This window comes from Nocardia sp. NPDC052566, from assembly GCF_044547285.1.
Classification (GTDB): Bacteria; Actinomycetota; Actinomycetes; order Mycobacteriales; family Mycobacteriaceae; genus Nocardia.
Genome location: NZ_JBIUAF010000003.1, coordinates 543,382 through 565,158 on the forward strand (window position 1 = coordinate 543,382; position 21,777 = coordinate 565,158).

21 protein-coding genes are annotated in these 21,777 nt (G+C 68.9%); 8 read left to right on the forward strand and 13 right to left on the reverse strand.

Translation table 11 applies throughout. The annotated features are described in order from the left end of the window. Nucleotides 1-15: 15 nt before the first annotated feature. On the forward strand, nt 16-438 hold the full coding sequence (locus tag ACIG5A_RS16710) for a cold-shock protein (RefSeq protein ID WP_397241824.1): 423 nt from the start codon (nt 16-18) through the stop codon (nt 436-438). A 155-nt stretch (nt 439-593) separates the two neighbouring features. Here the strand turns inward: ACIG5A_RS16710 and ACIG5A_RS16715 are convergent, their stop codons facing one another. The 3 genes from ACIG5A_RS16715 to ACIG5A_RS16725 form a co-directional block, all read right to left on the reverse strand. After that, entirely contained in the window at nt 594-1,178 is a 585-nt protein-coding gene (locus ACIG5A_RS16715) for a DUF2771 domain-containing protein (protein WP_397241088.1), read from the reverse strand. Continuing rightward, nucleotides 1,175-2,947 carry an MFS transporter gene (locus tag ACIG5A_RS16720; protein ID WP_397241089.1) on the reverse strand — a complete coding sequence of 591 codons (1,773 nt, stop codon included), beginning with the start codon at nt 2,945-2,947 and terminating at the stop codon, nt 1,175-1,177. The genes ACIG5A_RS16715 and ACIG5A_RS16720 overlap by 4 nt, the downstream gene beginning before the upstream one ends. A 90-nt stretch (nt 2,948-3,037) precedes the next feature. Next, entirely contained in the window at nt 3,038-3,811 is a 774-nt protein-coding gene (locus ACIG5A_RS16725; RefSeq protein ID WP_397241090.1) for a glutaminyl-peptide cyclotransferase, read from the reverse strand. A 17-nt stretch (nt 3,812-3,828) separates the two neighbouring features. Between ACIG5A_RS16725 and ACIG5A_RS16730 the strand changes: the two genes are divergently transcribed. Together ACIG5A_RS16730 and ACIG5A_RS16735 are read left to right on the forward strand one after the other, a co-directional pair. Then, entirely contained in the window at nt 3,829-5,100 is a 1,272-nt protein-coding gene (locus tag ACIG5A_RS16730; RefSeq protein WP_397241091.1) for a DUF3027 domain-containing protein, read from the forward strand. Between the two features lie 77 nt (nt 5,101-5,177). Beyond that, a complete protein-coding gene (locus ACIG5A_RS16735) occupies nt 5,178-8,267 on the forward strand; it encodes a sacsin N-terminal ATP-binding-like domain-containing protein (protein WP_397241092.1) in 3,090 nt (1,029 codons plus the stop codon). Here the strand turns inward: ACIG5A_RS16735 and ACIG5A_RS16740 are convergent. Continuing rightward, complete coding sequence (locus tag ACIG5A_RS16740) at nt 8,255-8,869, reverse strand: TetR/AcrR family transcriptional regulator (RefSeq protein ID WP_397241093.1); 615 nt, start codon at nt 8,867-8,869, stop codon at nt 8,255-8,257. The genes ACIG5A_RS16735 and ACIG5A_RS16740 overlap by 13 nt on opposite strands. 127 nt (nt 8,870-8,996) lie before the next feature. Between ACIG5A_RS16740 and ACIG5A_RS16745 the strand changes: the two genes are divergently transcribed. Then, complete coding sequence (locus tag ACIG5A_RS16745; RefSeq protein ID WP_397241094.1) at nt 8,997-11,045, forward strand: neutral/alkaline ceramidase; 2,049 nt, start codon at nt 8,997-8,999, stop codon at nt 11,043-11,045. Here the strand turns inward: ACIG5A_RS16745 and ACIG5A_RS16750 are convergent. Next, nucleotides 11,042-11,281, reverse strand: a complete 240-nt coding sequence (locus tag ACIG5A_RS16750) for a DUF2530 domain-containing protein (protein WP_397241095.1) — start codon at nt 11,279-11,281, stop codon at nt 11,042-11,044. The two genes, ACIG5A_RS16745 and ACIG5A_RS16750, sit on opposite strands and share 4 nt — an antisense overlap. Nucleotides 11,282-11,364: 83 nt before the next feature. On the opposite strand from ACIG5A_RS16750, the gene ACIG5A_RS16755 reads away from it, so the two are divergent. Then, complete coding sequence (locus tag ACIG5A_RS16755) at nt 11,365-11,802, forward strand: MarR family winged helix-turn-helix transcriptional regulator (RefSeq protein ID WP_397241096.1); 438 nt, start codon at nt 11,365-11,367, stop codon at nt 11,800-11,802. A gap of 4 nt (nt 11,803-11,806) precedes the next feature. On the opposite strand, the gene ACIG5A_RS16760 is transcribed toward ACIG5A_RS16755, so the two are convergent. From ACIG5A_RS16760 to ACIG5A_RS16770, 3 genes are all read right to left on the reverse strand, one after another. Further along, nucleotides 11,807-12,313: a hypothetical protein gene (locus tag ACIG5A_RS16760; RefSeq protein ID WP_397241097.1), complete on the reverse strand. Its 507-nt coding sequence runs from the start codon at nt 12,311-12,313 to the stop codon at nt 11,807-11,809. 118 nt (nt 12,314-12,431) lie between these two features. Then, nucleotides 12,432-12,842 carry a YccF domain-containing protein gene (locus ACIG5A_RS16765; RefSeq protein ID WP_397241098.1) on the reverse strand — a complete coding sequence of 137 codons (411 nt, stop codon included), beginning with the start codon at nt 12,840-12,842 and terminating at the stop codon, nt 12,432-12,434. A gap of 184 nt (nt 12,843-13,026) precedes the next feature. Next, a complete protein-coding gene (locus ACIG5A_RS16770) occupies nt 13,027-14,226 on the reverse strand; it encodes a GNAT family N-acetyltransferase (RefSeq protein ID WP_397241099.1) in 1,200 nt (399 codons plus the stop codon). 77 nt (nt 14,227-14,303) lie between these two features. Here ACIG5A_RS16770 and ACIG5A_RS16775 point away from each other — a divergent pair, with 77 nt between their 5' ends. Continuing rightward, nucleotides 14,304-15,107 (forward strand): TrmH family RNA methyltransferase, encoded by an 804-nt coding sequence (locus tag ACIG5A_RS16775; RefSeq protein ID WP_397241100.1) that lies wholly within the window; start codon nt 14,304-14,306, stop codon nt 15,105-15,107. Next, nucleotides 15,104-15,427, forward strand: a complete 324-nt coding sequence (locus tag ACIG5A_RS16780) for a DUF2537 domain-containing protein (protein ID WP_397241101.1) — start codon at nt 15,104-15,106, stop codon at nt 15,425-15,427. Before ACIG5A_RS16775 ends, ACIG5A_RS16780 begins: the two co-directional genes overlap by 4 nt. Here ACIG5A_RS16780 and ACIG5A_RS16785 read toward each other — a convergent pair. The 3 genes from ACIG5A_RS16785 to serC all read right to left on the reverse strand — a co-directional run bounded on the left by ACIG5A_RS16785 (nt 15,424) and on the right by serC (nt 18,866). Further along, nucleotides 15,424-16,170 carry a DUF6928 family protein gene (locus tag ACIG5A_RS16785; RefSeq protein WP_397241102.1) on the reverse strand — a complete coding sequence of 249 codons (747 nt, stop codon included), beginning with the start codon at nt 16,168-16,170 and terminating at the stop codon, nt 15,424-15,426. The genes ACIG5A_RS16780 and ACIG5A_RS16785 overlap by 4 nt on opposite strands. Nucleotides 16,171-16,413: 243 nt before the next feature. Then, on the reverse strand, nt 16,414-17,472 hold the full coding sequence (sepH, locus tag ACIG5A_RS16790) for a septation protein SepH (RefSeq protein WP_397241103.1): 1,059 nt from the start codon (nt 17,470-17,472) through the stop codon (nt 16,414-16,416). A gap of 269 nt (nt 17,473-17,741) precedes the next feature. Then, nucleotides 17,742-18,866 carry a phosphoserine transaminase gene (serC, locus tag ACIG5A_RS16795; RefSeq protein ID WP_397241105.1) on the reverse strand — a complete coding sequence of 375 codons (1,125 nt, stop codon included), beginning with the start codon at nt 18,864-18,866 and terminating at the stop codon, nt 17,742-17,744. Nucleotides 18,867-18,930: 64 nt separating this feature from the next. Here serC and ACIG5A_RS16800 point away from each other — a divergent pair, with 64 nt between their 5' ends. Beyond that, nucleotides 18,931-19,566 (forward strand): hypothetical protein, encoded by a 636-nt coding sequence (locus ACIG5A_RS16800; protein WP_397241106.1) that lies wholly within the window; start codon nt 18,931-18,933, stop codon nt 19,564-19,566. Between the two features lie 3 nt (nt 19,567-19,569). On the opposite strand, the gene ACIG5A_RS16805 is transcribed toward ACIG5A_RS16800, so the two are convergent. Both ACIG5A_RS16805 and ACIG5A_RS16810 read right to left on the reverse strand, forming a co-directional pair. Beyond that, a complete protein-coding gene (locus ACIG5A_RS16805; RefSeq protein WP_397241107.1) occupies nt 19,570-20,418 on the reverse strand; it encodes a polysaccharide deacetylase family protein in 849 nt (282 codons plus the stop codon). A 108-nt stretch (nt 20,419-20,526) separates the two neighbouring features. Next, nucleotides 20,527-21,675 carry a citrate synthase 2 gene (locus ACIG5A_RS16810; RefSeq protein WP_397241108.1) on the reverse strand — a complete coding sequence of 383 codons (1,149 nt, stop codon included), beginning with the start codon at nt 21,673-21,675 and terminating at the stop codon, nt 20,527-20,529. Between the last annotated feature and the right edge of the window lie 102 nt (nt 21,676-21,777).

Sequence of the window (21,777 nt, forward strand, 5' to 3'; positions counted from 1 at the left end):
GAACGGGTGAGCGCAGTGCCGACCGGCAGGGTGAAGTGGTACGACGTCGAAAAGGGCTTCGGCTTCCTTTCCCAGGACGAGGGTGAGGACGTCTACGTCCGTTCGTCCGCGCTCCCCGATGGTGTCGAAGGCCTGAAGCCCGGTCAGCGCGTCGAATTCGGGATGGCCGCCGGCCGTCGCGGTCCCCAGGCATTGAGCCTGAAGCTCCTAGAGGCGCCGCCTTCGGTGCGTCAGGGGCAGGAGCGCGCCGCGCGGGACAAGCAGCCGACGCATCCGCGCAAGAGCCCCGACGAGCTACACGGGCTGGTCGAGGACATGATCACGCTGCTGGAAACCAAGGTGCAGCCGGATCTGCGCAAGGGCAAGTACCCGGATCGCAAACTGGCGCAGCGCATTTCCGAGGTCGTCCGCGCGGTAGCCCGCGAACTCGACCACTAGCATGTGACCCCGCGCAGCGCGAGTCTTACGAGGGCCGTTCGCAGCCCGTCTCGCGTCCGGCCTGTCGAAGCGCATGCGCCGTAGGCGCGAGTCTCGACCGGCCGAACGCGAGACACCAGGGGGCCGCGAACACGCCGCGCCGCAGGCGCGGCCAATCAATACGTGTTGATCGACCAGCTCGCGTGCGGGAAGAAGAACTCCCGCCCGGTCTCGTCGCGCGCCAGAATCGGCAGCTGGAACTCGACGCCGATGAGTCGCAGCTCCGGTTCCGGCTGCGATTCGATGGTGAGGGCCAGTGTGCCCGCGGGGTAGTCGTTGCGGCTGATGACGCGGTCGACCCGATCACCGTTGCGCTGCATGTAGACCAGCTGGGCCAGCCACGGCGCGTCGGCGACCTTCTTCGGTAGCGACAGCTGTAGCGGATAGCCAACGGGCACTTCGAGGTTCGCGATCTCGCCGGTGTGGCAGTCCGGTGTGTCCTGTGCACAGGGCAGTGTGGCGAATACGGTGCCCTGGGCCGCGTTGCCCGCGGGCAGCACCCGGCAATCGGCCATCGACACCGCGCAATAGGTGAAGGGCGCCACGGTGACCGACTTGCCGTGCGCGTACGCGGTGATCTTCACCGGTGGTTCGTCGGCATTGCGGATCAGCACCGTCAGTACGCCGATGAAGGCCACGGTCGCCACCACCAGTGCGGCCACCACGAGCGCGACGATCGTGCGGGCGTTGAGCGTTTTCACCAGATGGGATCTCCTGTCCCTCGTTGGAGCCTGGTGGTATCGCCACCGGGTTGCGGTGCGCTGCGGCGCGGCGCGTGATCGGGGTGCGGCACTTCCTGTTCCGCGTGCTGCGGGCGGTTGCCGCCCAGGCCCGGCAGCAGGGAGTGACCGCGGTAGCTGACGAATGTCTGGATCAGCCCGAGGATGAGTATCGCCGATACGACGGCGAATCCCTTCCAATAGTCGGTCGGCAGCAGCACGCCCGCCGCGCCGCCGACCACCCAGCTGAGCTGCAGCACGGTTTCCGAGCGGCCGAAGCCGGAGGCGATCGACTCCGGGGGCAGGTCGTCCTGGATCGAGGCGTCGAGCGAGACCTTCGCCAGTGCGCTCGCGCCCGCGGCGACCAGTGTGGCCAGCGCGGCGCCGAGCAGGTTGTCCGCGAACACCGCGAACAGGGCGACCAGCGCGCACGCGGCGGTGCAGCCGAGCACGATCAGCGACGGCCTGCCCAGTTTGATCCGCGCGCCGGACGCGTTGCCCGCGAAGTTGCCGACGGCGGCGGCGACACCGACCACGCCGAGCATGGCCGCCTGCTGCACCGGGCGGTGCTCGGTCGCCTTGGCCACGAAGGCCACGTAGAAGGTGAGGAAGCCGGTGAGCACTCGGATGGCGCTGTTGCCCCACAGTCCGGTGACCACCTCGCGGCCGAGCGGCTGCCTGCGCTTGCGCGGCGGTACCGCGGATTCCTCGCCGGGATGCAGTATTTCGGTGCCCTCGTGCGCTCCGTGATAGCCGAGGGTGGCGGGCACCTCGCCCTCGGTGACCTCGACCCAGCGCGGGATGCGCAGGCTCAGATAGGTGCCGCCGACCGCGATCAGCGTGGCGAACACCAGCGCGCCGGTCGAACCGGCGATCGCCGCCGCGGCCGCGGCGACGGCGCCCGCGCCGATGGTGCCGCCGACCAGGCCGAACACCGTCAGGCGCGAATTGGTGCGCACCAGATCGATCTCCGGCGGCAACACCCGTGGCGTCACCGCGCTCTTCAGCACCGAGAACGATTTACTGCCGATCATCATGCCGAGCGCGAGCGGATACAACGCCCAGGTGTCGAAGGCCATGATCAGCACCACCGCGAGCACCGCGCGCACCGCGAACGAGGTCGCCAGTGCCAGCCTGCGGCCGCGCTGCAGCCGGTCGAGCAGCGGTCCGATCAGCGGGGCGATCACCGCGAACGGCGCGATGGTGATCAGCAGATACAACGCGACCTTCGATTTGCTCTCCGCGGTCGCGCTGGCGAAGAACAGCGTATTGGCCAGTGCCACCGCGATCGACGCGTCGAGCGCGAAATTCGCCATGGTCGCGTAGGTCAGCGCGGTGAGGCCGGATTTGTCCGCACCGTCCGCTTTGGCCGCGCGCTGGAAGGTGGCGATGCCGCGCTCGGTGAGCTGGCGGCCGCGCATCGCGGCCACCCTGGTGACCGTCAGCTTGCGCGGAACCTTCTGCGGGGCTTGGGGTGTCGCCTCGTCGGCGGGAAGATCCGGATCGCCGATCGGCAGGCGGCGGGTCTCGGGAGGTTTGCGATCGGATGGCTGCGGCTCGCGGCGCGGCCCGGGTAGGCGGCGGGTTTCGGACTCCGAAGGCGCCGGTTGCCGGTGCTCGCGGCGCGGGCGTTGCACCGGCGCGTTCGGTGGCGGATAGCGATCGAAACCGGGGTGCCGCTGGATCGGAGGAGCCTCTTCGCCATCCCACCGATCACGGTCGGGACCGGAGGGTTCGCGAGGAGTAGTCACCCGTCAATTCTCGCGCACAACGATCGGCGGCGTTCATCGACGCTCCAGGTCGGGCCGATCGACGTGACCTAGCTCGCGCTACCGCCAGGTCTACGCGGGGACGAAACGGACTTCGAAGAGGGTCGGCCAGCGTTTGCCGGTGATCAGGAAGCGGTCGGTGCCGGGTAGCTGGGCGATGCCGTTGAGCGCGTCGGTCCGCAGGCGCTCCTGCGGCGGCAGCAGGCCCGCGGCATCGATCACCGCGAGCACGTCGCCGGTGTTCGGGTCGATGCGCAGGATGTCGTCGGTCGGCCAGGAATTCGCGTACACCGAACCGTCCGCGGCGCAATCGAGTTCGTTGAGGCGCGCCTGACGCCTGCTGGTCAGCCGGACCGAACCGGTCGGCGCGAAGGTGACCGGATCGCGGAAGGTCAGCGTGTCGGAGCCGTCGCTCATCACCAGCCTGCCCGGTTGCGCGCACAGCCCCCACCCCTCGCCGTCGAAACCGGCGCGTGCCTTTTCGGCGAGGGTGACCGGATCCCTGGCGAACGCGACATGCTCTTGCCAGGTGAGCTGCCACAGCGTGTCGCCCGCGCGTGTCGCGCCCTCGGCGAAAAAGGGCGGCGGTACTTCGATTCGCGCCCGCTCAGCTCCGGTGCCGAGGTCGGTCATCCGCAGCGTCGACTCGCCGACCAGCCCGGTGCTCTCATAGAGCCAGGTGCCGTCGATTTCCAGGCCCTGGGTGAAGGCGCTCGGGTCGTGCGGCCTGGTGCCGACGATCTCGATCTTCATCCGTGGCGTCGCGTTGTCCCCGGCCGCACACCCGCCCGTGGCGAGCAGGCTGACCAGGACAATGGCGGCCAACGAACGCCGATTGCGTTCCATACGGCAAAATGTAGGCCGTGAGCGCAGTTTCTGTTTCGGAGTCCGGCGTCAGGCCGATCCTGGCCGATGCCGTCGACGTTGCCCGCCGTGCGCTCCTGGAGCTGGAGCCCGCAGCAGTCGGCGCGCACCTCGGCGTCAGCGCCGAGAACGAGAGCGCGGCAACCCACCGGTTCGAGGCCACGCTGCCCGGCTACCGCGGCTGGCAGTGGGCCGTCGTGGTGGCGGCGCCGCCCGGCGCCGACTACGCGACGGTCAGCGAGTCGGCCTTGCTGCCCGGCCCTGACGCGTTGATCGCGCCCGACTTCGTGCCGTGGGATCAGCGCGTACGCCCCGGCGATCTCGCGCCGGGCGATCTGCTCGCGCCGCCGCCCAACGATCCGCGCCTGGTGCCCGGCTACGTCGCGAGCGGCGACCCGGCCGTCGACGAGGTCGCGTTGGAGATCGGCCTCGGCCGCCCCAAGGTCCTCAGCCTTGAAGGCAGGGAAGAGGCCGCCGAGCGCTGGTACACCGAATTCGGACCCGACACCGATATGGCCAAGGCGGCGCCGTCCACCTGCGGCCTCTGCGGCTTCTACCTGCCACTCGCCGGTGCACTGCGCGCCGCCTTCGGCGTCTGCGGCAACGCCATGGGCGCCGACGGCCGCGTCGTCCACACCACCTACGGCTGCGGCGCCCACTCCGACGTCGTCGCCCCCACCGGCGGCGGCTCCCCGCTGTACGAGGCATACGACGACGCCGCCGTCGAGATGATCCCCGCGGACGAGCTGCGCCCGGCTACTACCGAAGCGGCCGCGGCCGCGTCGGCTGTCGCGGAGGCAGTGGTCGCTGAAAGCGCCGAGGTTGCCACTGGCACCGAGGTCGCTGAAGGTGCCGCGGTCATGGAGGGTGTCGTGGTCGCGGAAAGTGCCGTGACCGCCGCTGATACCGAGGTCGCCGACGCCATCAGGGTTACCGAGTCCGCGGTGCGCGCCGAGGCCTTCGAATCAGGCGAGGCCGTGGCCGAGACGATCGCCGTGGACTCCGCGGTGGTCGTCGATGTTGCCGAATCGAGTTCGGCCGCCGACATTTCCGGTGCCGCGACGACGAACGGCGCGATCGCTGAGTCCGCACCGGCCGCAGAGCCGATCGACGCCGAGTCGCAGGCACCCGCGGTCGAGTCGGATGCCGAGGACACCACCGGCGCGGGTGCTGATGCCCACTCGGGGTCGAATGCGGACGCTGCACCGCAGGCGGCGCAGGGGTCGGGTTCCGAGGTTCGGCCGGGGTTCGAGTCATCGCCGCAGAGCTGAGTGCGGGGGCCGATCCGTTCGGCACCTCGGGGCTGCGAGCGGCTGTTGTTGCCGCATGGCGTGATTCGCCGACGCGGTTGCGGGAGGACGCGGCCACCGAGGCGGATCTGGTGCGCGCGGGCTACCGGGATCGGCTGCTGACCGAGCTCGCTCAGAACGCGGCCGACGCCGCCGCCAAGGCGGGGAGTCCCGGCCGGGTGTCGGTGCGGCTCGACGGCGGGACCTTGTCCATCGCGAATACCGGTGCGCCGCTGGATCTTCCCGGCGTGCACGCGCTGACCGCGCTGCGCGCCTCGGGGAAGGCGGATCCGGCGGCCACGGTCGGCCGATTCGGCGTCGGGTTCACCGCCGTCCGCTCGGTGGCCGACGAGCTCGAGATCCGCTCGATCACCGGCGGTCTGCGGTTCTCCGCGCAGCTGACCCGGGATGCACTGCGCGACAACGCGATCGACACCCAGGGCAGCGCGTCCGGCGCGGGGGATTTCGTGCCACCGGTACTGCGCCTCGCCTGGCCGGTGGACACGCCGCCGACGAATGGCGCGGACACCGAGGTCGTCCTGCATCTGCGCGATGACATCGACGCGGCCGCGCTGCTAGAGGCGATGCGTGCGGAAGCCGCCGACCTGCTGCTTGAACTTCCCGCGCTGCACGGCATCCGCATCGGCGACGACGAGTTCACCAGCGAACTCATCGATACCGAACAGCCTGGCCTACAGGAACTGCGAATTGGCGGACCGCATGCGCACCAGCGGATCTGGTGGCAATTCCGCACCGAGCGCGCCCGCTGGCTCCTGCCGATCCGCGACGGCAGACCGGTACCAACGGCCCCCGATGTCCTGCGCGCCCCGACCCGCTCCGACGAGGAGCTGTCGCTGCCCGCACTGCTGATCGCCGACATCGCCATGCAGCCCGACCGCCGCCGCCTGCTCCCCGGCGCCCGCCTCACCGAATTGGCCACCGGCTACGCCGATTTCGCCGCCGCCCTCCCGCCCCGCGACCGCCTGGTCCTGGTCCCACCCCCTGCCTTCGCCCGCAGCGAAGCCGACGGCCTCCTCCGCGAAGCCCTGATCCGCGAACTCCAAACCAACCCCTGGCTCCCCGTAGTCGCCCCGCGCCCAGCTCGAACGGGCGCACGCGTCGCCGACGAGGTGGATCCGCTCGCCGATGACCACCGACCGCTGGCTGAAGCGTCGGAAGATCATGGCTGGTTGGATGATTCGGTTGTCCATGGCGTCGAGGCTCAGGCCCGCGTCGGGGTGGCTGATCTCGGTGAGTCGGTCGAGTCCACCGCGCGAGGTGCCGAGGCGCAGCCCGGTCCCGGAACTGTGGACTCGGGCGAGCTGGGCGATTCGTTCGCCGAGCGTGCCGGTGCCGTGTCAGGTCCTTCGGATATCCCGCCGCAGGCGGAGCCGTCCGTGGTCGGCGCGTCGGTCGATGAAACGCTCGATCCGTGGTCGGGCGGTTCCGGTGTGCCGGTGCGGCGGGGTGCTGTTGCCGATGCTGTTGCCGTGCCTACTCGGGCGAGCGTATTCACCGGGCTCACAGCGGAATTGGCCGCGCTGCTCGACGACGTGGTCGGGCCGTTGGTGGTGCCGGAGCTGGCGGGGCGGGCGCAGGGGGAGGCGCTCGGGGTGCTGGATGTGCACCGGCTCGGGCTGGCGCGGTTGGCGGAGCTTTCGGGTGGGCTGGAGCGGCCGCCCTCGTGGTGGCGGGAGCTGTACGAGGCGTTGGAGCCGTTCGTGGTCGATCCGCTGGCGGCCGAAGAGCTTGGCGCGCTTGCGGTTCCGCTGGCCGATGGACGGCTGGTGACCGGGCCGCGCACGGTGGTGCTGGATGATCAACTGGCCGAGGCGATTCCGGTGCACTGGGCGCGGCTGGTGCATCCGGAGGCCACGCATCCGCTGCTGGCCAGGCTCGGTGCGCGTTCGGCCGCCGCCGTGGATCTGCTGAGCGATCCCGCGTTGCACGCCGAGCTCGAGGACAATCCGGGGGATCCGGATACCGCCGACGCGGTGCTGCGGCTGGCCGCGCACGTCGATCCGGCCGCGCTGCCGTCCTGGCTCGGTTTGCTCGAATTGCCGGATACCGCAGGGGATTCGAGGCCCGCCGACGAACTGCTGCTGCCCGACGCGCCGCTGGCCGATCTGCTCGTCGCGGATTCGCCGTTCGGCACCGCCGATCCGGAGCTGGTCGACCGCTACGGCGAGGACGCGCTGCGCGCGGTGGGTGTCGGCTGGGATTTCGGCGTCGTCGTCGAATCCGATCCGACCGGTCCGGATCATGATCTGGACGACGAGGACGCATGGTGGTCGAGCCTGTCCGCGGATCCGCCGGAGCTGACCGCCGTGCGCGACCTCGATCTGGTCGACGACGCCGCCTGGCCACAGGCGCTGCGCTACTTGGCTTTCGAGCCGCGCACCCGGCGCCTGCTCACCGATCCGGACGGCTACACCGCGTGGTGGCTGCGCAGGCATGCCAGGCTGGACGGCATCCCGCTCGGTCACTATCGCCATCCCGCCGACGCCGAATTCGCGGGCTTGCTCCCGGAATTCGCGGTCGCCGGGCTCACCCGAGGTGATGTCGACGCATTGCGCGCGGTGCTGGCGAATCCGGCGGGGATCACCCAGGACCTGGCCGCCGCACTGCTCGACGCGCTCGCCGATCCCGCGAGAATGCCCGAGCCCGAGGTGGTTTCCCGCGTCAATGCCAGGCTGGCCGCCGCGGTCGCCGCCGACCATCTCGATCTGACCGCGCTGGAGCTGCCCGACAAGGTGCGCGCACTCTCGGGTGCGGTGGTCGATGCCGCCGACGCGCTCGTGCTCGATCGGCCGTGGTTCGGTCTCGCGCTCCCACCGGACCGCCTCGTGTTCGGCGATGTCGAGCACGCGCCCGCGCTGGCCACCCTGCTCGATCTGCCGCTGGTTTCCGAACAGGTCACCGCGGAGGTGCTCAGCACCGGCCGCCGCGGTTCCTGGACGGCCGAGCCGATCGCCGTGGTGCTGCGGCGACTCTGGGGCCTGCCGCCGCAGGAGGGGGAACTGGTGCTGCACACCGAGCTTCGGGTGCGGCTGCGTGGCGCATGGGAGGCGACGATCGCCGTCCCGTACTGGCGCGAGGGCACGACGACCCATGTCGCCGCACCCCACGCACCGGGCTACACCGCGTAGTTCGCCACCATCTCGCTGAGCAGATCCAGTTGTGCGCGGACCTTCTCACTGTCGTTGTCCACCAGCCAGCGCAGCACGACACCGTCGATCACGTTGAGGGTGAACCGGCTCAGCGTCTGCACCGGCACCGACCACTGGTTGGCGGTCGCGTCGCGCGCATGGTCGAGGATGTCGGCGACGGTGGTGTCGTTGAACGCGTACTGCTCGCGGGCGATGGCGAGTTTCGCCGGCGTCTGTTCGCCCTCGCGCAGCGCGTAGGTCGTCGTTTCGTAGGTGAGTAGTTGGCGTTCCGGTGTGGCTTCGATGTTGAGCCACATCAGTTCCAATCCGGAACGTATCAATTTTTGAAGCGCTTCTTTTCCACTTCCGACGTCTTGCCATACCGTTTCATTGGCGTCGACGGAATCGCGTAATTCCATCGACAACGCTTTGACCAGCTCGGTCATCAGCGCGTCCTTGTTTTCGAAACAGTAATGCACCACACCGAGCGAAACGCCTGCCGCCTGAGCGACATCGCGCGTGGTCACGCCCGCCACGCCCTTTTTTTCGGCAAGACCAATCGCGGCCTCGATAAGGTGGGCCCGTCGTTCTTCGACGCTCAATCGGGAGGACACCTCAGCGAGTTAAGCGCTCGCGGCGCGAACAGTCAATTCGCGGGACCGAAAATGCTGGACTGGACGGATGACCAGTTGTGTGGTTCGCTGCCATCAGATCGAAGGGAGTACGCGGATGCCGATGTCACGCAGAGTCGTTCTGGCGGGGACCGTGGCGGGCTCTGCCACGCTGGCCGCCGCGACGACGCTCGGCGCGACGACACTGGCCGCGGGCCCGGCCGCCGCGGCCCAGAGCGGCTACCTGATCGGTATCGGCATCTCCGATATCACCGGTCCCGCCGCCGAATGCGGGATGATGGGCTACTCCCAGCTCGAACAGCAGACCGCGGGCATCCACCTGCGCCCGCGCGCCCGCGCGTTCATCATCGACGATTCGAACCGGCGCATCGTGTTCGCGGTGGCCGAGAACGGCATGATCTTCCAATCCGTGCACCGCGGCGTACTGCTCGAGCTCGCGCGCCGCTTCGGTGACCGCTACACCGAGCAGAACGTGCTGCTCACCTCGACGCATTCGCACGCGACCTGCGGTGGTTCCAGCAACGACTACGCCTACAACCTGTCGATTCTCGGCTTCCAGCAACAGGTTTACGACGCGGAGGTCAACGGGATCGTCGAGGCGATCGTCGCCGCGGACGCCGACCTCGGCCCCGGCTCGCTCGCGCTCGGCCACGGCGAACTGCACGACGCCAGCGTGAATCGATCCCGAATTGCGTTCGAGCGCAATCCCGATGCGGACAAACAAGTCTTTCCGGATGCCATCGATCCCGCGGTGACGGTGCTTTCGTTCGTCAAGGGTGGCAAACCGGCAGGCGCCATCACCTGGTTCGCCACCCACAACACTTCGATGACCAATCAGAACCGGTTGATCAGCGCGGATAACAAGGGATACGCCGCCTTTTCCTATGAACACATCGAGCACGGCGCCCGATATCTCGACGGCGCACCGGATTTCATCGCCGCGTTCGCGCAGACCAATGCGGGCGACCTGTCGCCGAACCTGAATCTGCGCCCCGGCTCCGGCCCGACCGAGGACGAGTTCGACAACACCAGGATCATCGGTGAGCGCCAGTACCGCGCCTCGAAAGACGCACTCGCCCAGGCACGCTCGCTGAGCGGCCCGGTCGACGCCATGCTGTGCTACATCGACCTGGCCGATATCGCGGTCGACGGCCGGTTCACCCCGGACGGGCAGCCGAGGCATACCGCGCCCGCCGCCGCCGGCGTCTCGCTGATCGCGGGCAGCGTCGAGGACGGGCCCGGTTTACCGGGCATCCCGATTCCGGAGGGTGTCCGCAACCCGTTCATCGACGCGCTGGGCGACCCGAACCGGCCCGCGCCCGCCTGGCTCGCGGATGCCCAGGCGCCCAAGGCGATCGTGGCGCCGCTCGGCCTGCTGCCGCCGGTGCCATGGGTGCCGAATGTGGTGCCGATCCAGCTCGTCCGCATCGGTGAGCTGTATCTGGCCTGTGCCGGTGCGGAATTCACCATCGTGTCCGGGCTGCGCGTCCGCCGCGCCGTCGCGGCCGCCCTCGGCGTGCCGCTCGAGCGGGTGCTGATGCAGGGGTACGCGAACGCCTACCACGAATACGTCGCCACCCCAGAGGAATACGATTCGCAGCAGTACGAGGGCGGCTCCACCTTGTTCGGCCGCTACACCCTGTGCGCGTATCAGCAGGAATTCACCCGCTTGGCAGCGGCTTTCGTGGCGCGCCAGCAGGTGCCGCGCGGTCCGGCGCCGCGCGATGTGTCGCACCTGCAGCCCAACTTCCAGCCCGCACCGGGTCCGGACGCCACACCACCGGGCCGCGACTTCGGCGACGTGCTCATCCAGCCCGCCCCCGCCTACCCGCGCGGTGCGCAGGTGGCCGCCGAATTCGTCTCCGCCCACCCGAAACACAATCCGCGCCGCAACGGCACCTTCCTGGAGGTGCAGCGGCGCAACGGTTCCGGTGATTGGATCCGGGTGGCCAACGAGGGTGAATGGGCCGTGCGCTTCCACTGGAGCAAACGCGGCGCTGCCGAATCGGTGGCCCGCTTCACCTGGGACATTCCCGTTGACGCGGCACCGGGCCGCTACCGCCTCCGGCACTACGCGGACAGTCTGACCCCCGACGGCGCGCTGCACCCGTTCACCGGCACCACAACGGAATTCGACGTGGGCTAGAGCCCGGTCTGGGCGCCCTTGTCGCCGCGGCGCGCGGCGCGGCGCTGGACGAGGAAGATGCCGAGCGCGAGCACGCCGACGACCAGGCCCATCAGGCACACCGGACGCGCCGATGCCCAGCGGTCGCCCGCGGCGAACACCACGACCGTGGCAATCAGCCAGAGTGCGCTGCCGACCGCGAGTACCGGCCGCGGATCGGTGAATCGCGGCGGGATCTGGGGCACGTTCTCACTCACCGGAGCAGCCTAACTCGCAATGCTTGGGAGTAGCTGTGCCAACCTGCACCCCGCGGGCGGCGTGTCCCGTATCGTCTCCCACTGTGACAACGCCATCGGATGTTCGAGCCCTCGCCGGCGAGCTCTCGCTGGCGGTGGTTCGGCTGACGCGCCATCTGCGGGGCCGCCGCGCCGACTCGCAGATCTCGCTGACCCAGCTCTCCGCCCTGGCCACCTTGGCCCGTGAGGGCGCGATGACGCCGGGTGCGCTGGCCGCCAAGGAGCGGGTCCAGCCGCCATCGATGACCAGGGTCATCGCCTCGCTGTCCGATATGGCGCTGGTCGAGCGCAAACCGCACCCAACGGACGGCAGGCAGATCATCGTCTCCCTGTCCGAGGCGGGGCGCGCGCTGATCGACGACGAGACCAGCGCGCGCGAGGCATGGATGACCGATCAGCTGTCCGGTCTGACCGACGATCAGCTCGTCGTGCTCACCCGCGCCGTCGGGATCATGAAGCAGATCGTCGCCGAATCGGAGTAGTCGCTCAGTAGTCGCAGAGCTTGTCCCATTCGGGGAACGCCGTGGTGTCGTTCTTGTGCAGGTACAGCCCCGCGCCCTTCACGTAGGGGACGGCAAGGTCGAACTTGTTGGAGCGGTAGATGATCCATTTACCGCCTCGGGTCCCGATCGCCGGCGCGTTCTCGGCGCCGTCGAGGTACCCGCCGAAGTCGAAGGCGTGCTTCTCGGATTCGACCTTGTCGCCCCAGACCTTCGCGGTCAGGGACGTGGACGCGGTGAACGAACCCTCGAAACTCACCCATCCGGAGCACTTTCCGGAGTTGGTGCCGCTGGACGAGCCGAGGGGATCGGAGCTCCCGTCGGGCGCGGGCGGCAGCGCGAGGGCTGGTTTCGCGGGGGTGGTCTCGGTGGGCGCCGACGGTGTTCCGCCGGAGGAGCCGGTGTTCTCGGGGGCGGCATAGGCGGGAGTGATCGACAGCAGCGCCGCACCGGTCAGCAATGTGCCGACGGCGAGCCTGGAGATTGCGTTCATGCTGAATCTGTCCTACTCGGATGAGGTTTCGGTTCGTGACAGCGAACCAACCGGTTCATCGGTAGCGGCAGATCGAACATTTACGTCCTGGCATCATTTTTTGATCATCGCCCGGTCATCAGGCCCCGTAGCGCGCACCGAACGGCTGGTCACTGTCGACGATCTCGCGCCCGAGCGGGAACAACGACACCGGAATCAGCTTGAGATTGGCCCACCCGAACGGGATCCCGATGATCGACAGGAACAGCGGAATGCTGGTGAGCAGATGCCCGAGCGCGAGCCACCAGCCCGCGACGATGAACCAGATGACATTCCCGAGCAGCGAGCCGACGCCCGCGCTCGGCTTCTCGACGGTGGTCCGCCCGAACGGCCACAGCACGTACGCCGCGATACGGAACGACGCGATCCCCCACGGAATGGTGATGATCAGAACACAGCAGATGACCCCCGCGAGGATGTAGCCCAGCGCCATCCAAAACCCGACGAACACCAGCCACAACACGTTCAGGATCAACTGAATCGGCTTCATGACCACAGGATGCCAGCCCACCCGGTATCCCGGCATCAGGGTTTCCCCCGACTTCCACCACCGACAACCACCGCCATGCCGCCCCGGACACGCCGATACAGACTTGGACAGCCGATCATCAGGAACTGATGTAAGTACCGTGCGAGAGGGCAGTTACCTCAGTTCCTGATGATCTTGTGGCCGCTCAGAAGAACCAGCCGAGTACCGCGTCGCGGTCCGAGGCGAAGGCGTCGTCCAGTGCGCGCAGGTGGGCGGCGTCCTTGACCTGCAATCGGTTCGCCGCGGCGAAGGCTCGGGCGGGGTAGGCGCCGAGGTACATGCTGCCGAGCACGTCGATGCCGAGTTCGACGTCGACGGAGCGCGTGGTCGGCTCGCACTCGGCGATGCCGTCGCGGACGCGGAGGGCGAACGTGCCGCCCGCTGCGCGGAACGGATCCGTCACGGCGAGAACGACATCCAGGTCGCGGCGGTAGGTGCGGGCGGCGAGGGCGGCGGGGACGTCCATGAGGCGGGCCCACAGGCCGTCCTCGCGCTGGGTGGTGCGGACCAGGCGCGGGTTGGTCAGCAGGTAGGGGAGTGGGTTGTTGTCGCCGATGACGGCGTCGACGCGCTGGACGAGGTCGAGCCCGAACAGCGTGCGCCACAGGGCCGCGTGGGCCTCGGTGGTCACCGCACGGAATTCGATGACCTCGACCGAGGCGACCGAATCGTTGTAGTGATGGCGGTAGAGCGCGTACCCGTCCGGATGTACCAGCGCGAACGGGGTATTGCCGTCGGGCTGCGGCGCCGCGTCGAAGATGCTGCCCCACCACGCCTTCGGGCGCACCTGCGCACCGGGCACCAAGCGCCGCCACCGATCGTAGAGCGGCTCGAGCCGACCCTCCGCCCGCGCCAGCGGTACCAGCTCGACGCCGCCGGGATCCGGCGTGGTCGGCCGGAATTGGGCGAAGCGCCGATCGATGCTCACCGAGTTCTCGCGCACCGCCGGCCCGTAGCCGAACCGGCCGTAGATACCGCCCTCGCTCGCGGTGAAGATGGTCAGCGGCAGCCCGGCTTCCTCGGTGCGCCGATGCTGTTCGGTGTACATGGCCCGCAGGATGCCGCGCCGCCGATGCGTCGGCGCCACGCCGACCGCGGCGATACCGGTCGCCTCCACCGTCCGCTCGCCGGGCACGGTCACCGTCATCGTCCGCGACCGCACGTTGCCGACGACCCGCTCACCGTCGACCGCGACGATCGCCTCCTCCGGCGGGAAGATCAACGGCCCCCGCTTCAGCTGCCGCTCGTTGTGCCGGAAGCCGAACGAGGTCTCGACGAGCAGCCGAATCCCCTCGTCGTCCGATTTCTCTGCCGATCGAATGGTGATGCCCGATCCCAGCGTCATGCCCGGACGATCCCACGAATTCGCCCCTTCCCGCACCCGAATTTCGAGGGGCCGGGGTGCCCGGCAGGATAGACCCCGTGGCCGAGGTGATCGATATCGACGATGTCGCCGATCCGCGCGTCGACGACTTTCGCGATCTCAAGCACGCGGATCGACGTCCGGATCTGCCGGGACGCAAAGGGCTGGTGATCGCCGAGGGCGTGATCGTGGTCCGGCGCATGCTGGATTCGCGGTTCGCGCCGAGCGCGCTGCTCGGTGTGGCCAAGCGGTACGAGGAGTTGGCCGAGGATCTGGCCGGTGTCGACGTGCCGTTCTATCGGGCCTCCGCCGAGGTGATGGCGGAGGTGGTCGGCTTCCATTTGAATCGCGGTGTACTCGCGGTGGCGCGGCGGCCCGAGGAGCTGAGCCTGGACGAGGTGACCGAGAAGGCGCGCACCGTCGCGGTGCTGGAGGGCGTCAACGATCACGAGAACCTGGGTTCGATGTTCCGCAATGCCGCCGGGCTCGGCGCCGAGGCGGTGCTGTTCGGTGATCGCTGCGCCGACCCGCTGTACCGGCGTGCCGTGCGCGTATCCATGGGGCATGTGCTTCGGGTGCCGTTCGCGTCGATACCGGAGTGGCCCAGCGGGTTGGATATACTGCGGCGCAAAGGATTTCAGATCATCGCGCTGACGCCGAACCCGGCGGCGGTGAACCTGGCCACGGCGATGACGGGGGAACGGGTGGCGCTGCTGCTCGGCGCGGAAGGCCCGGGGCTGACCGAAGAAGCCATGCGCGCCACCGATATTCGCGCACGGATTCCGATGTCGGCGGGCACCGACTCACTGAATGTGGCCACCGCGGCGGCGATGGCCTTCTACGAACGAGTGCGGCTGTCGTGACGGGCGGCTATCTGCCGGACGGTTCGTATCCGCGGTCGCAGCCGGATCGGGATCCGACGCCGTGGGGCGGCGGCCTGCTGGTGGCGATCATGGTGGCGCTGCTCGCCGCGCTGGCCGTTTACGGCTTCGGTTCGGCGCTGGCGCAGGTCGAGAGGTTCGGGACGCTGCTCTCGATCGTGGTGAATCTCGTTGCGGCGGGCGGCGCGGCGCCGACGCTGTGGCGCTGGCGCACCACGCCGGTGACGCGCTGGGTTGCCGCCGGTATCGCGGTGGGCGTGCTGCTCGGCTGGCTGGTGCTGCTGCTCGGCGTGCTCTTCTAGGACACGCGATCGCGGCCGCGCAGCCAGCGCAGCAGCCCGCGTTTGCGACCCGCCTCCGCCTCGCTCTCGTCCGGTGGCGGTGCGAGCGTCGCCGGGTCGGGCGCCTGCCCCTTGGGGTACAGCGTGAATCCGCACACCGAGATGTCGCGCGGGATCAGCGCGCCGTCGGCGGCCGGTGCGCGGTAATGGAATCCGAGCCATTCGTTGTTGGCGGCATCGGCGAAATCGGGCGGATCGAACGGCAGCGACTGCGGATCAGGGAGTTCCCCCGCCTGCCAGTGCACCGGATGGTCGCCCGCCCAGTACGGCCGCTCCCAGACCAGCGGCAGGCCTTCGTCCTCGAGGATGTTCACCCGGCTGGAACTGAACGCGCGACGGAATTCGCCACGCTCCCAATGCGCGAACGCGCCCCAGCCGAGCGCGGCGTCGAAGGAGACCAGATAGGTGTGCTCGGAGGCGAGCGGGCGGACAAGCAGTTCCGGCAGCTCGGTGGGACGGATCAGCGACGCCTCGGCCGAGCACACCACGGTCACCCCGGGATAGCAGCCGATGTAGACCTCGTCGGTTTCCGGGCCAGCGCAGCCGCCGAGCGTGCCGACCATGATCGGCACGACATCGCGGTCGGCGTGCAGTTGCCTGGCCAGCGCGAGTGCGGCATCCGGATCGGGGTCGTGGTTGGCGCGCAGGATCGCGAGCGGGTCGGTTGCGTCGACGTACCAGAGGGACGAGGCTTTCGACAGCATTTCCGGCACCTCCCGATGGTTGCACGAAACAGCTCCGCGAACTTCGAGCAACTCCCGGTGTGTACCGAACAACTCCCAGCTACCGCGAACTGCCCGACGCCGACGCCCAAGTCGACGACACACCGAAAAATCTACCCGCACTGTGCGGCCAACGGCGTGTGTTCGGCCCGCGAACACGCCAGCGGGACTCAGAAATTCGCCGATCCCCAGCCCTCAGCAACCGATGTGGCCGCTGCAGCAAACTCAGTGGCCCGAGCTACGGACCCCGAGTAGCACGTCCTCCCAGGACGGCATGGGCGCCTTGCCGCGCTTGTTGCGCGCGGGCTTGGCCGGTGCGGCTTTTCCGTTGCCCGGCTTGGTGTTCTCTTCCGGCGCGGCCGGGGTCGAGGCCGAGGCGGCGGGCGCCGCGGGTGCTGGTGCGGGCGCCGGGGTGGGGGTGCTCGCGGCCGGTGCCGTCGTGGTGCTCGCCGTCGCCGCGGCGGGCGCCGGAGCGGCCGGGATCGCGGTCGGGCTGGTCGCGGCCGGGACGGCGGCGGCGGTGCCACCGGCGACTGCGCGCTGTTCGTAGTACTCGTCCAGGGTCGGCTGGCTCTGCCTGCCCGTGGTACGGGCGGGCGCCGCGGGACGTGGCTCGACCACCGGTGGCTCCGGCGCTGGTACGGGCGCGGCGGCCTCGGCCGGTGCGGCGGGCAGGATGGTGGCGAGCCCGCGCAGCGCGCGGCCGAAGTCGGGATCGATCAGATCCGAGGCGGGATCGTCGAGCGGCGACACCGAGCCGCCGTGCGCGTCGGGCTGGTAGCGCCAGTGCGCGGCGATCTCGGAACGGCCGTTCTGCCACTGCAACTGCGCGACCCAGTAGCCTTTTTCGTCCTTCCAGGCATCCCACTCGGCGTTCTCGAGCGTGTGCCCGCGTTCGGTGAAGGCGGCGGTGACGATATCGATGAGGGTCTCCACCGCGGGGCCGTCGGGCCGCACCGGGTGGGCTTTCTGCGCGAGTTCGGCGGCGCGCGCCCGCTCCAGCAGCACGGGGTAGGCGAAACGCTCCACCCGGCTCGCCGGCATGCCGGATTCCTCGGTGACCTGCTCTACGGACGCGCCTGCGCGGATACGGGCCTGAATATCGCGGGGACGCATAGTTGCTTCCATTTCGATCTCAATCTGGCCGAATCGGGCAAGGTCTCCGCGTGCAGCGGCTCGAAGCTTGTCGTCGGCGGGCAGCCGATACTTCTGACCGGACTCGGTGTCGATGCACACGATGTGCGTGGAGTCGGGCGTCACCCCGATCACTCGAAGTTCACGCACCGTTACCTCCTTATCGCGTCGGCTCGCGACACCGCCCACTTTCCGAAACAGTAGTGCACTCGCGGGAACCATGTGGCAAGACACGCGGGGCCAAAATCAACCAACAGCCTCTCACATCCCGCTAATCTGCTCTATTCACTTTGAGCTGTCCGATTTGCCAGACGTTCGCGAGACGCCTGGACTTACGAGGCTACCCGACGAGATACGCCAAAGGGCCCGCCTGATTTCCGCGACGGCGGATCAGACGGGCCCTTGGGCTACAAAGAGATTCAGCCGAGCTTGTTGACGACCCAGTCGATCGAGCGGGTCAGCTGGGTGACATCTTCCGGATCGATGGCCGGGAACATGCCGACGCGCAGCTGGTTGCGGCCGAGCTTGCGGTAGGGCTCGGTGTCGACGATTCCGTTGGCGCGCAGCACCTTCGCCACCGCGGCCGCGTCGACCGAGTCGGCGAAGTCGATGGTGCCGACGACCTGCGAGCGGTGCGCGGGATCGGTGACGTACGGGGTGGCGAACTCGCTGGACTCGGCCCAGGCGTAGAGCCGCGACGACGAGTCGAGGGTGCGCTTGACCGCCCAGTCCAGGCCGCCGTTGCCGTTGAGCCACTCGATCTGGTCGGCGAACAGCAGCAGGGTGGCCAGTGCCGGGGTGTTGTAGGTCTGGTCCTTGGTGCTGTTGTCGATCGCGATCGGCAGCGAGAGGAACTCCGGGGTCCAGCGGCCCGAGGACTTGATCTCCTCGACGCGGGCCAGCGCGGCCGGGCTCATCAGCGCGATCCACAGGCCGCCGTCGGCGGCGAAGCACTTCTGCGGCGCGAAGTAGTAGACGTCGGCGTCGGCGATGTTCACCGGCAGGCCGCCCGCGCCGGAGGTGGCGTCGATGGCGATCAGCGCGTGCTCCGAACCCGCCGGGCGCTGCACGGGAATCGCGACACCGGTGGAGGTTTCGTTGTGCGCCCAGCCGATGAGGTCGGCCGACGGATCCGACACCGGCACCGGCGCGCTGCCCGGCTCGGCCGAGACCACGATCGGATCGCCGATGAACGGGTTGCCCTTGGCCACCGAGGCGAACTTGCTGGAGAACTCGCCGTTGGTCAGGTGCAGCGAGCGCTCGCGGATCAGGCCGAACGCGGCGGCGTCCCAGAACGCGGTGGTGCCGCCGTTGCCGAGCACGACCTCGTAACCGTCGGGGAGCGCGAACAGTTCGCGCAGGCCGCTGCGGACGCGCGCGACCACGTCCTTGACCGGCTTCTGCCGATGCGAGGTGCCGAACACCGACGCGCCGACAGTCACCAGGGACTGCAGCTGTTCCGGTCGCACCTTGGACGGGCCACAGCCGAATCGACCATCGGCGGGCTTGAGATCGTCGGGAATGGTCGGGAAGGCAGTGGTCATGGCACACAGGGTAGTAGGTGGTATTGCTGTGTCCCCGACCACACTCCAGCTAACGTGTGCACCCATGAACTCGGCGGCCAACTCGGGATGGCGACTGCGTGGTAGGCGAACTCTCGGACTGCGCGCACCGGCGATTTCCGATGACGCCAGGCGCGAGTTGCTGATTCGCGGCGTGCTCGGCTCCGCGACGATCTTGACCGCGCGGCCGCGGCGCAACGAACCGGGGCACGACTTCTGGGTCCAGGTGCACATTCATGGCCAGGAGCCCTACGAGGTCCGGGTACGCCAGCGCGTGCTCGAGGCGGATCTGGAGTGGATGCAGCCGGGAGATGTGGTGTGCTGCCGCGTCGACCCCGGCGACCGCGACCGGCTGGTGCTCTATGTACCCGATATCGAGGAGGCGGGCCGGGCCAGCATCGCGAAGATCCTCGCCGACGGTCGCCGCGCCGACGCCACCGTGCTCGCCGCGACGCCGGTCGCCACCGATTACTCCGGCCGCGACGATCCGGTGCTCCGCCTCGACCTCGAATTGCGCGCGTGGGACGAGCCGAAACCGTGGCGGGTGCGCATCGTCCAACCGGTCCCGCTCGCCGCGATCGGCCTCGTCGATCTCGGTCAGCACCTCGAGGTCGCGTTCTTCACCGTCGACCGCGGCGAATCCGTCGCTGTGGATTGGGCGGCGTCGCTGGGCGAGGAATAGCGGCTACAGGTGCACGAACGTGAACCCCGCGGCGCGCAGGGTCGGCAGTACGGCGATCATGCCCGCGCCGGTGCCCGATTGCGGGCGGTGGAAGTGGGCGAGTGAGATCGCCCCGGGCGCCGCGGCATTCATCGACTTCTGCACCTGCGTCGAACTCGCGGTGGCGCCGAAATCGGCGTTGATGCTGAAACCGACCGGGGTTTCGCCCAATTCGTTGACGATCGCGACGGCGACCTCGTCGTAATGCGCGGTGCCCGCGCGGAAGAAGCGTGGCGGTTTGCCGGTCAATTGGGTCAGCCGCTCGTGGTTTGCCCACACCTCGTCGACGGCCTCCTGCGCCGAACCGGTTCCGGCGATTCCATAAGCGGATCGGCCGGTGACGGACAGTGGCTTGTGTGCGACACCGTGATTGGCCAATTCGAACAGCGGGTTACCGGCGAGCTGGGCCACCCGCGCCGGATTCGCGTCGACCCAGCGCTTGTTGACGAACAGCGTGGCCGGAATCTGCTGCACGGTGAGGAAATCCACCAGCGACTGGTCCATATCGCTGTTGCCCGGTCCGCCGCAGGCGTCGAAGGTGAGTGCCATCTGCTTGCCATTGGCCGCGAAAGTGCTTGTGATGCCCCGCATTTCGGTGCCCCACAGCTGCGGCTGCTCGGCCGCGTGCCTGGCCGCCACGGCCGCGGGACCGCCGGGCGGCGTCATCGTTTCGGAGACCGGCGCCGCCTTCGGGGTATTCGGCGGTCCGGCGGGCTTGTCGGGGGTATTCGTTTCTCCGTGGGCGGCAGCACATCCGGTGGCCGCCACACCGGCGGCGAGCACCGCGGCGCCGAACAGTCCGCGGCGCGACATCTGTCTATCCAGCATTTCCGGGTCAGCCCTCTTTCAGCGTTTCCCGGATATTACGCGAGAAGCCCCGCCTTTCCAGGCGGAGCTTCTCGCGTCGTGTTCGACTGGGGATCAGGCGTGGTGGACGCTGCTCCAGCCCGCGACCTCTTCGGGCTTGCGCGGGCCCGGCCCGGTGTAGATCGCGGCCGGGCGCACCAGCTTGCCCAGCTGCTTCTGCTCGAGAATGTGCGCACACCAGCCAGCGGTGCGGCCACAGGTGAACATCGCGGGCATCATGTGCGCCGGTACTTCGGCGAAGTCGAGGATCACCGCGGCCCAGAACTCGACATTGGTCTCGATGGCGCGGTCGGGACGACGCTCACGCAGCTCGGCGAGTGCGGCCTGCTCCAGCGCGGCGGCCACCTCGTAGCGCGGCGCGTCGAGTCGCTTGGCGGTGGCGCGCAGCACGCGGGCGCGCGGGTCCTCGGCCCGGTACACCCGGTGCCCGAAGCCCATCAGCTTTTCCTTGCGGTCCAGGATGCCCTTGACCAGAGCCCGTGCGTCGCCGGACTTTTCGACGGCCTCGATCATCGGCAGCACGCGGGCGGGCGCGCCGCCGTGCAGCGGGCCGGACATGGCGCCGATCGCGCCGGACAGCGAGGCGGCCACATCGGCGCCGGTGGAGGCGATGACGCGGGCGGTGAAGGTGGAGGCGTTCATGCCGTGCTCGGCGGCGGAGACCCAGTAGGCGTCGATGGCCTCGGTGTGCTTGGGGTCGGGGTCACCCTTCCAGCGGGTCATGAACCGCTCGGTGACCGTGGTGCACTCGTCGATCTTGCGCTGCGGCACCGCGGGCTGGTAGATGCCGCGCGCGGACTGCGCCACATAGGACAGGGCCATCACCGAGGCGCGCGCGAGGTTTTCGCGTGCTTCCTCGTCGTCGATGTCGAGCAGCGGCTGGTAGCCCCAGATCGGGGCGAGCATGGCGAGGCCTGCCTGCACGTCGACGCGCACGTCACCGGTGTGCACGGGCAGCGGGAACGGCTCGGCGGGCGGTAGGCCACGGCCGAATTCGCCGTCGACGAGCAGTGCCCACACGTCACCGAAGGTCACGCGGCCGCCGACCAGATCCTCGATGTCGACGCCGCGGTAGCGCAGTGCGCCGCCGTCCTTGTCCGGTTCGGCGATATCGGTGGTGAACGCCACCACGCCCTCGAGACCGCTGACGAAATCGCTGGGCACGGTGGCTGGTGTACCGGGCGCCACAGGGCTCGTAGTCATGTTGTGACTCTCCTTGCAATTGCAGGTCGCTCGCAAAGGCTTGTTCTCGTTGTCGAGGTTTTCGCTCCGCACGAGCACATGCCGATCATCAAAACCTTAGCT

Excerpts from the sequence above, each read along its gene's own strand:
- ACIG5A_RS16800 (WP_397241106.1), top strand. The coding sequence starts at position 18,931 with ATGAACTCGGCGGCCAACTCGGGATGGCGACTGCGTGGTAGGCGAACT.
- ACIG5A_RS16765 (WP_397241098.1), bottom strand. The coding sequence starts at position 12,842 with ATGAAGCCGATTCAGTTGATCCTGAACGTGTTGTGGCTGGTGTTCGTC.
- ACIG5A_RS16810 (WP_397241108.1), bottom strand. The coding sequence starts at position 21,675 with ATGACTACGAGCCCTGTGGCGCCCGGTACACCAGCCACCGTGCCCAGC.
- ACIG5A_RS16785 (WP_397241102.1), bottom strand. The coding sequence starts at position 16,170 with ATGCTGTCGAAAGCCTCGTCCCTCTGGTACGTCGACGCAACCGACCCG.
- ACIG5A_RS16725 (WP_397241090.1), bottom strand. The coding sequence starts at position 3,811 with ATGGAACGCAATCGGCGTTCGTTGGCCGCCATTGTCCTGGTCAGCCTG.
- ACIG5A_RS16760 (WP_397241097.1), bottom strand. The coding sequence starts at position 12,313 with ATGAACGCAATCTCCAGGCTCGCCGTCGGCACATTGCTGACCGGTGCG.
- serC (WP_397241105.1), bottom strand. The coding sequence starts at position 18,866 with ATGACCACTGCCTTCCCGACCATTCCCGACGATCTCAAGCCCGCCGAT.
- ACIG5A_RS16745 (WP_397241094.1), top strand. The coding sequence starts at position 8,997 with ATGCCGATGTCACGCAGAGTCGTTCTGGCGGGGACCGTGGCGGGCTCT.
- ACIG5A_RS16770 (WP_397241099.1), bottom strand. The coding sequence starts at position 14,226 with ATGACGCTGGGATCGGGCATCACCATTCGATCGGCAGAGAAATCGGAC.
- ACIG5A_RS16805 (WP_397241107.1), bottom strand. The coding sequence starts at position 20,418 with ATGTCGCGCCGCGGACTGTTCGGCGCCGCGGTGCTCGCCGCCGGTGTG.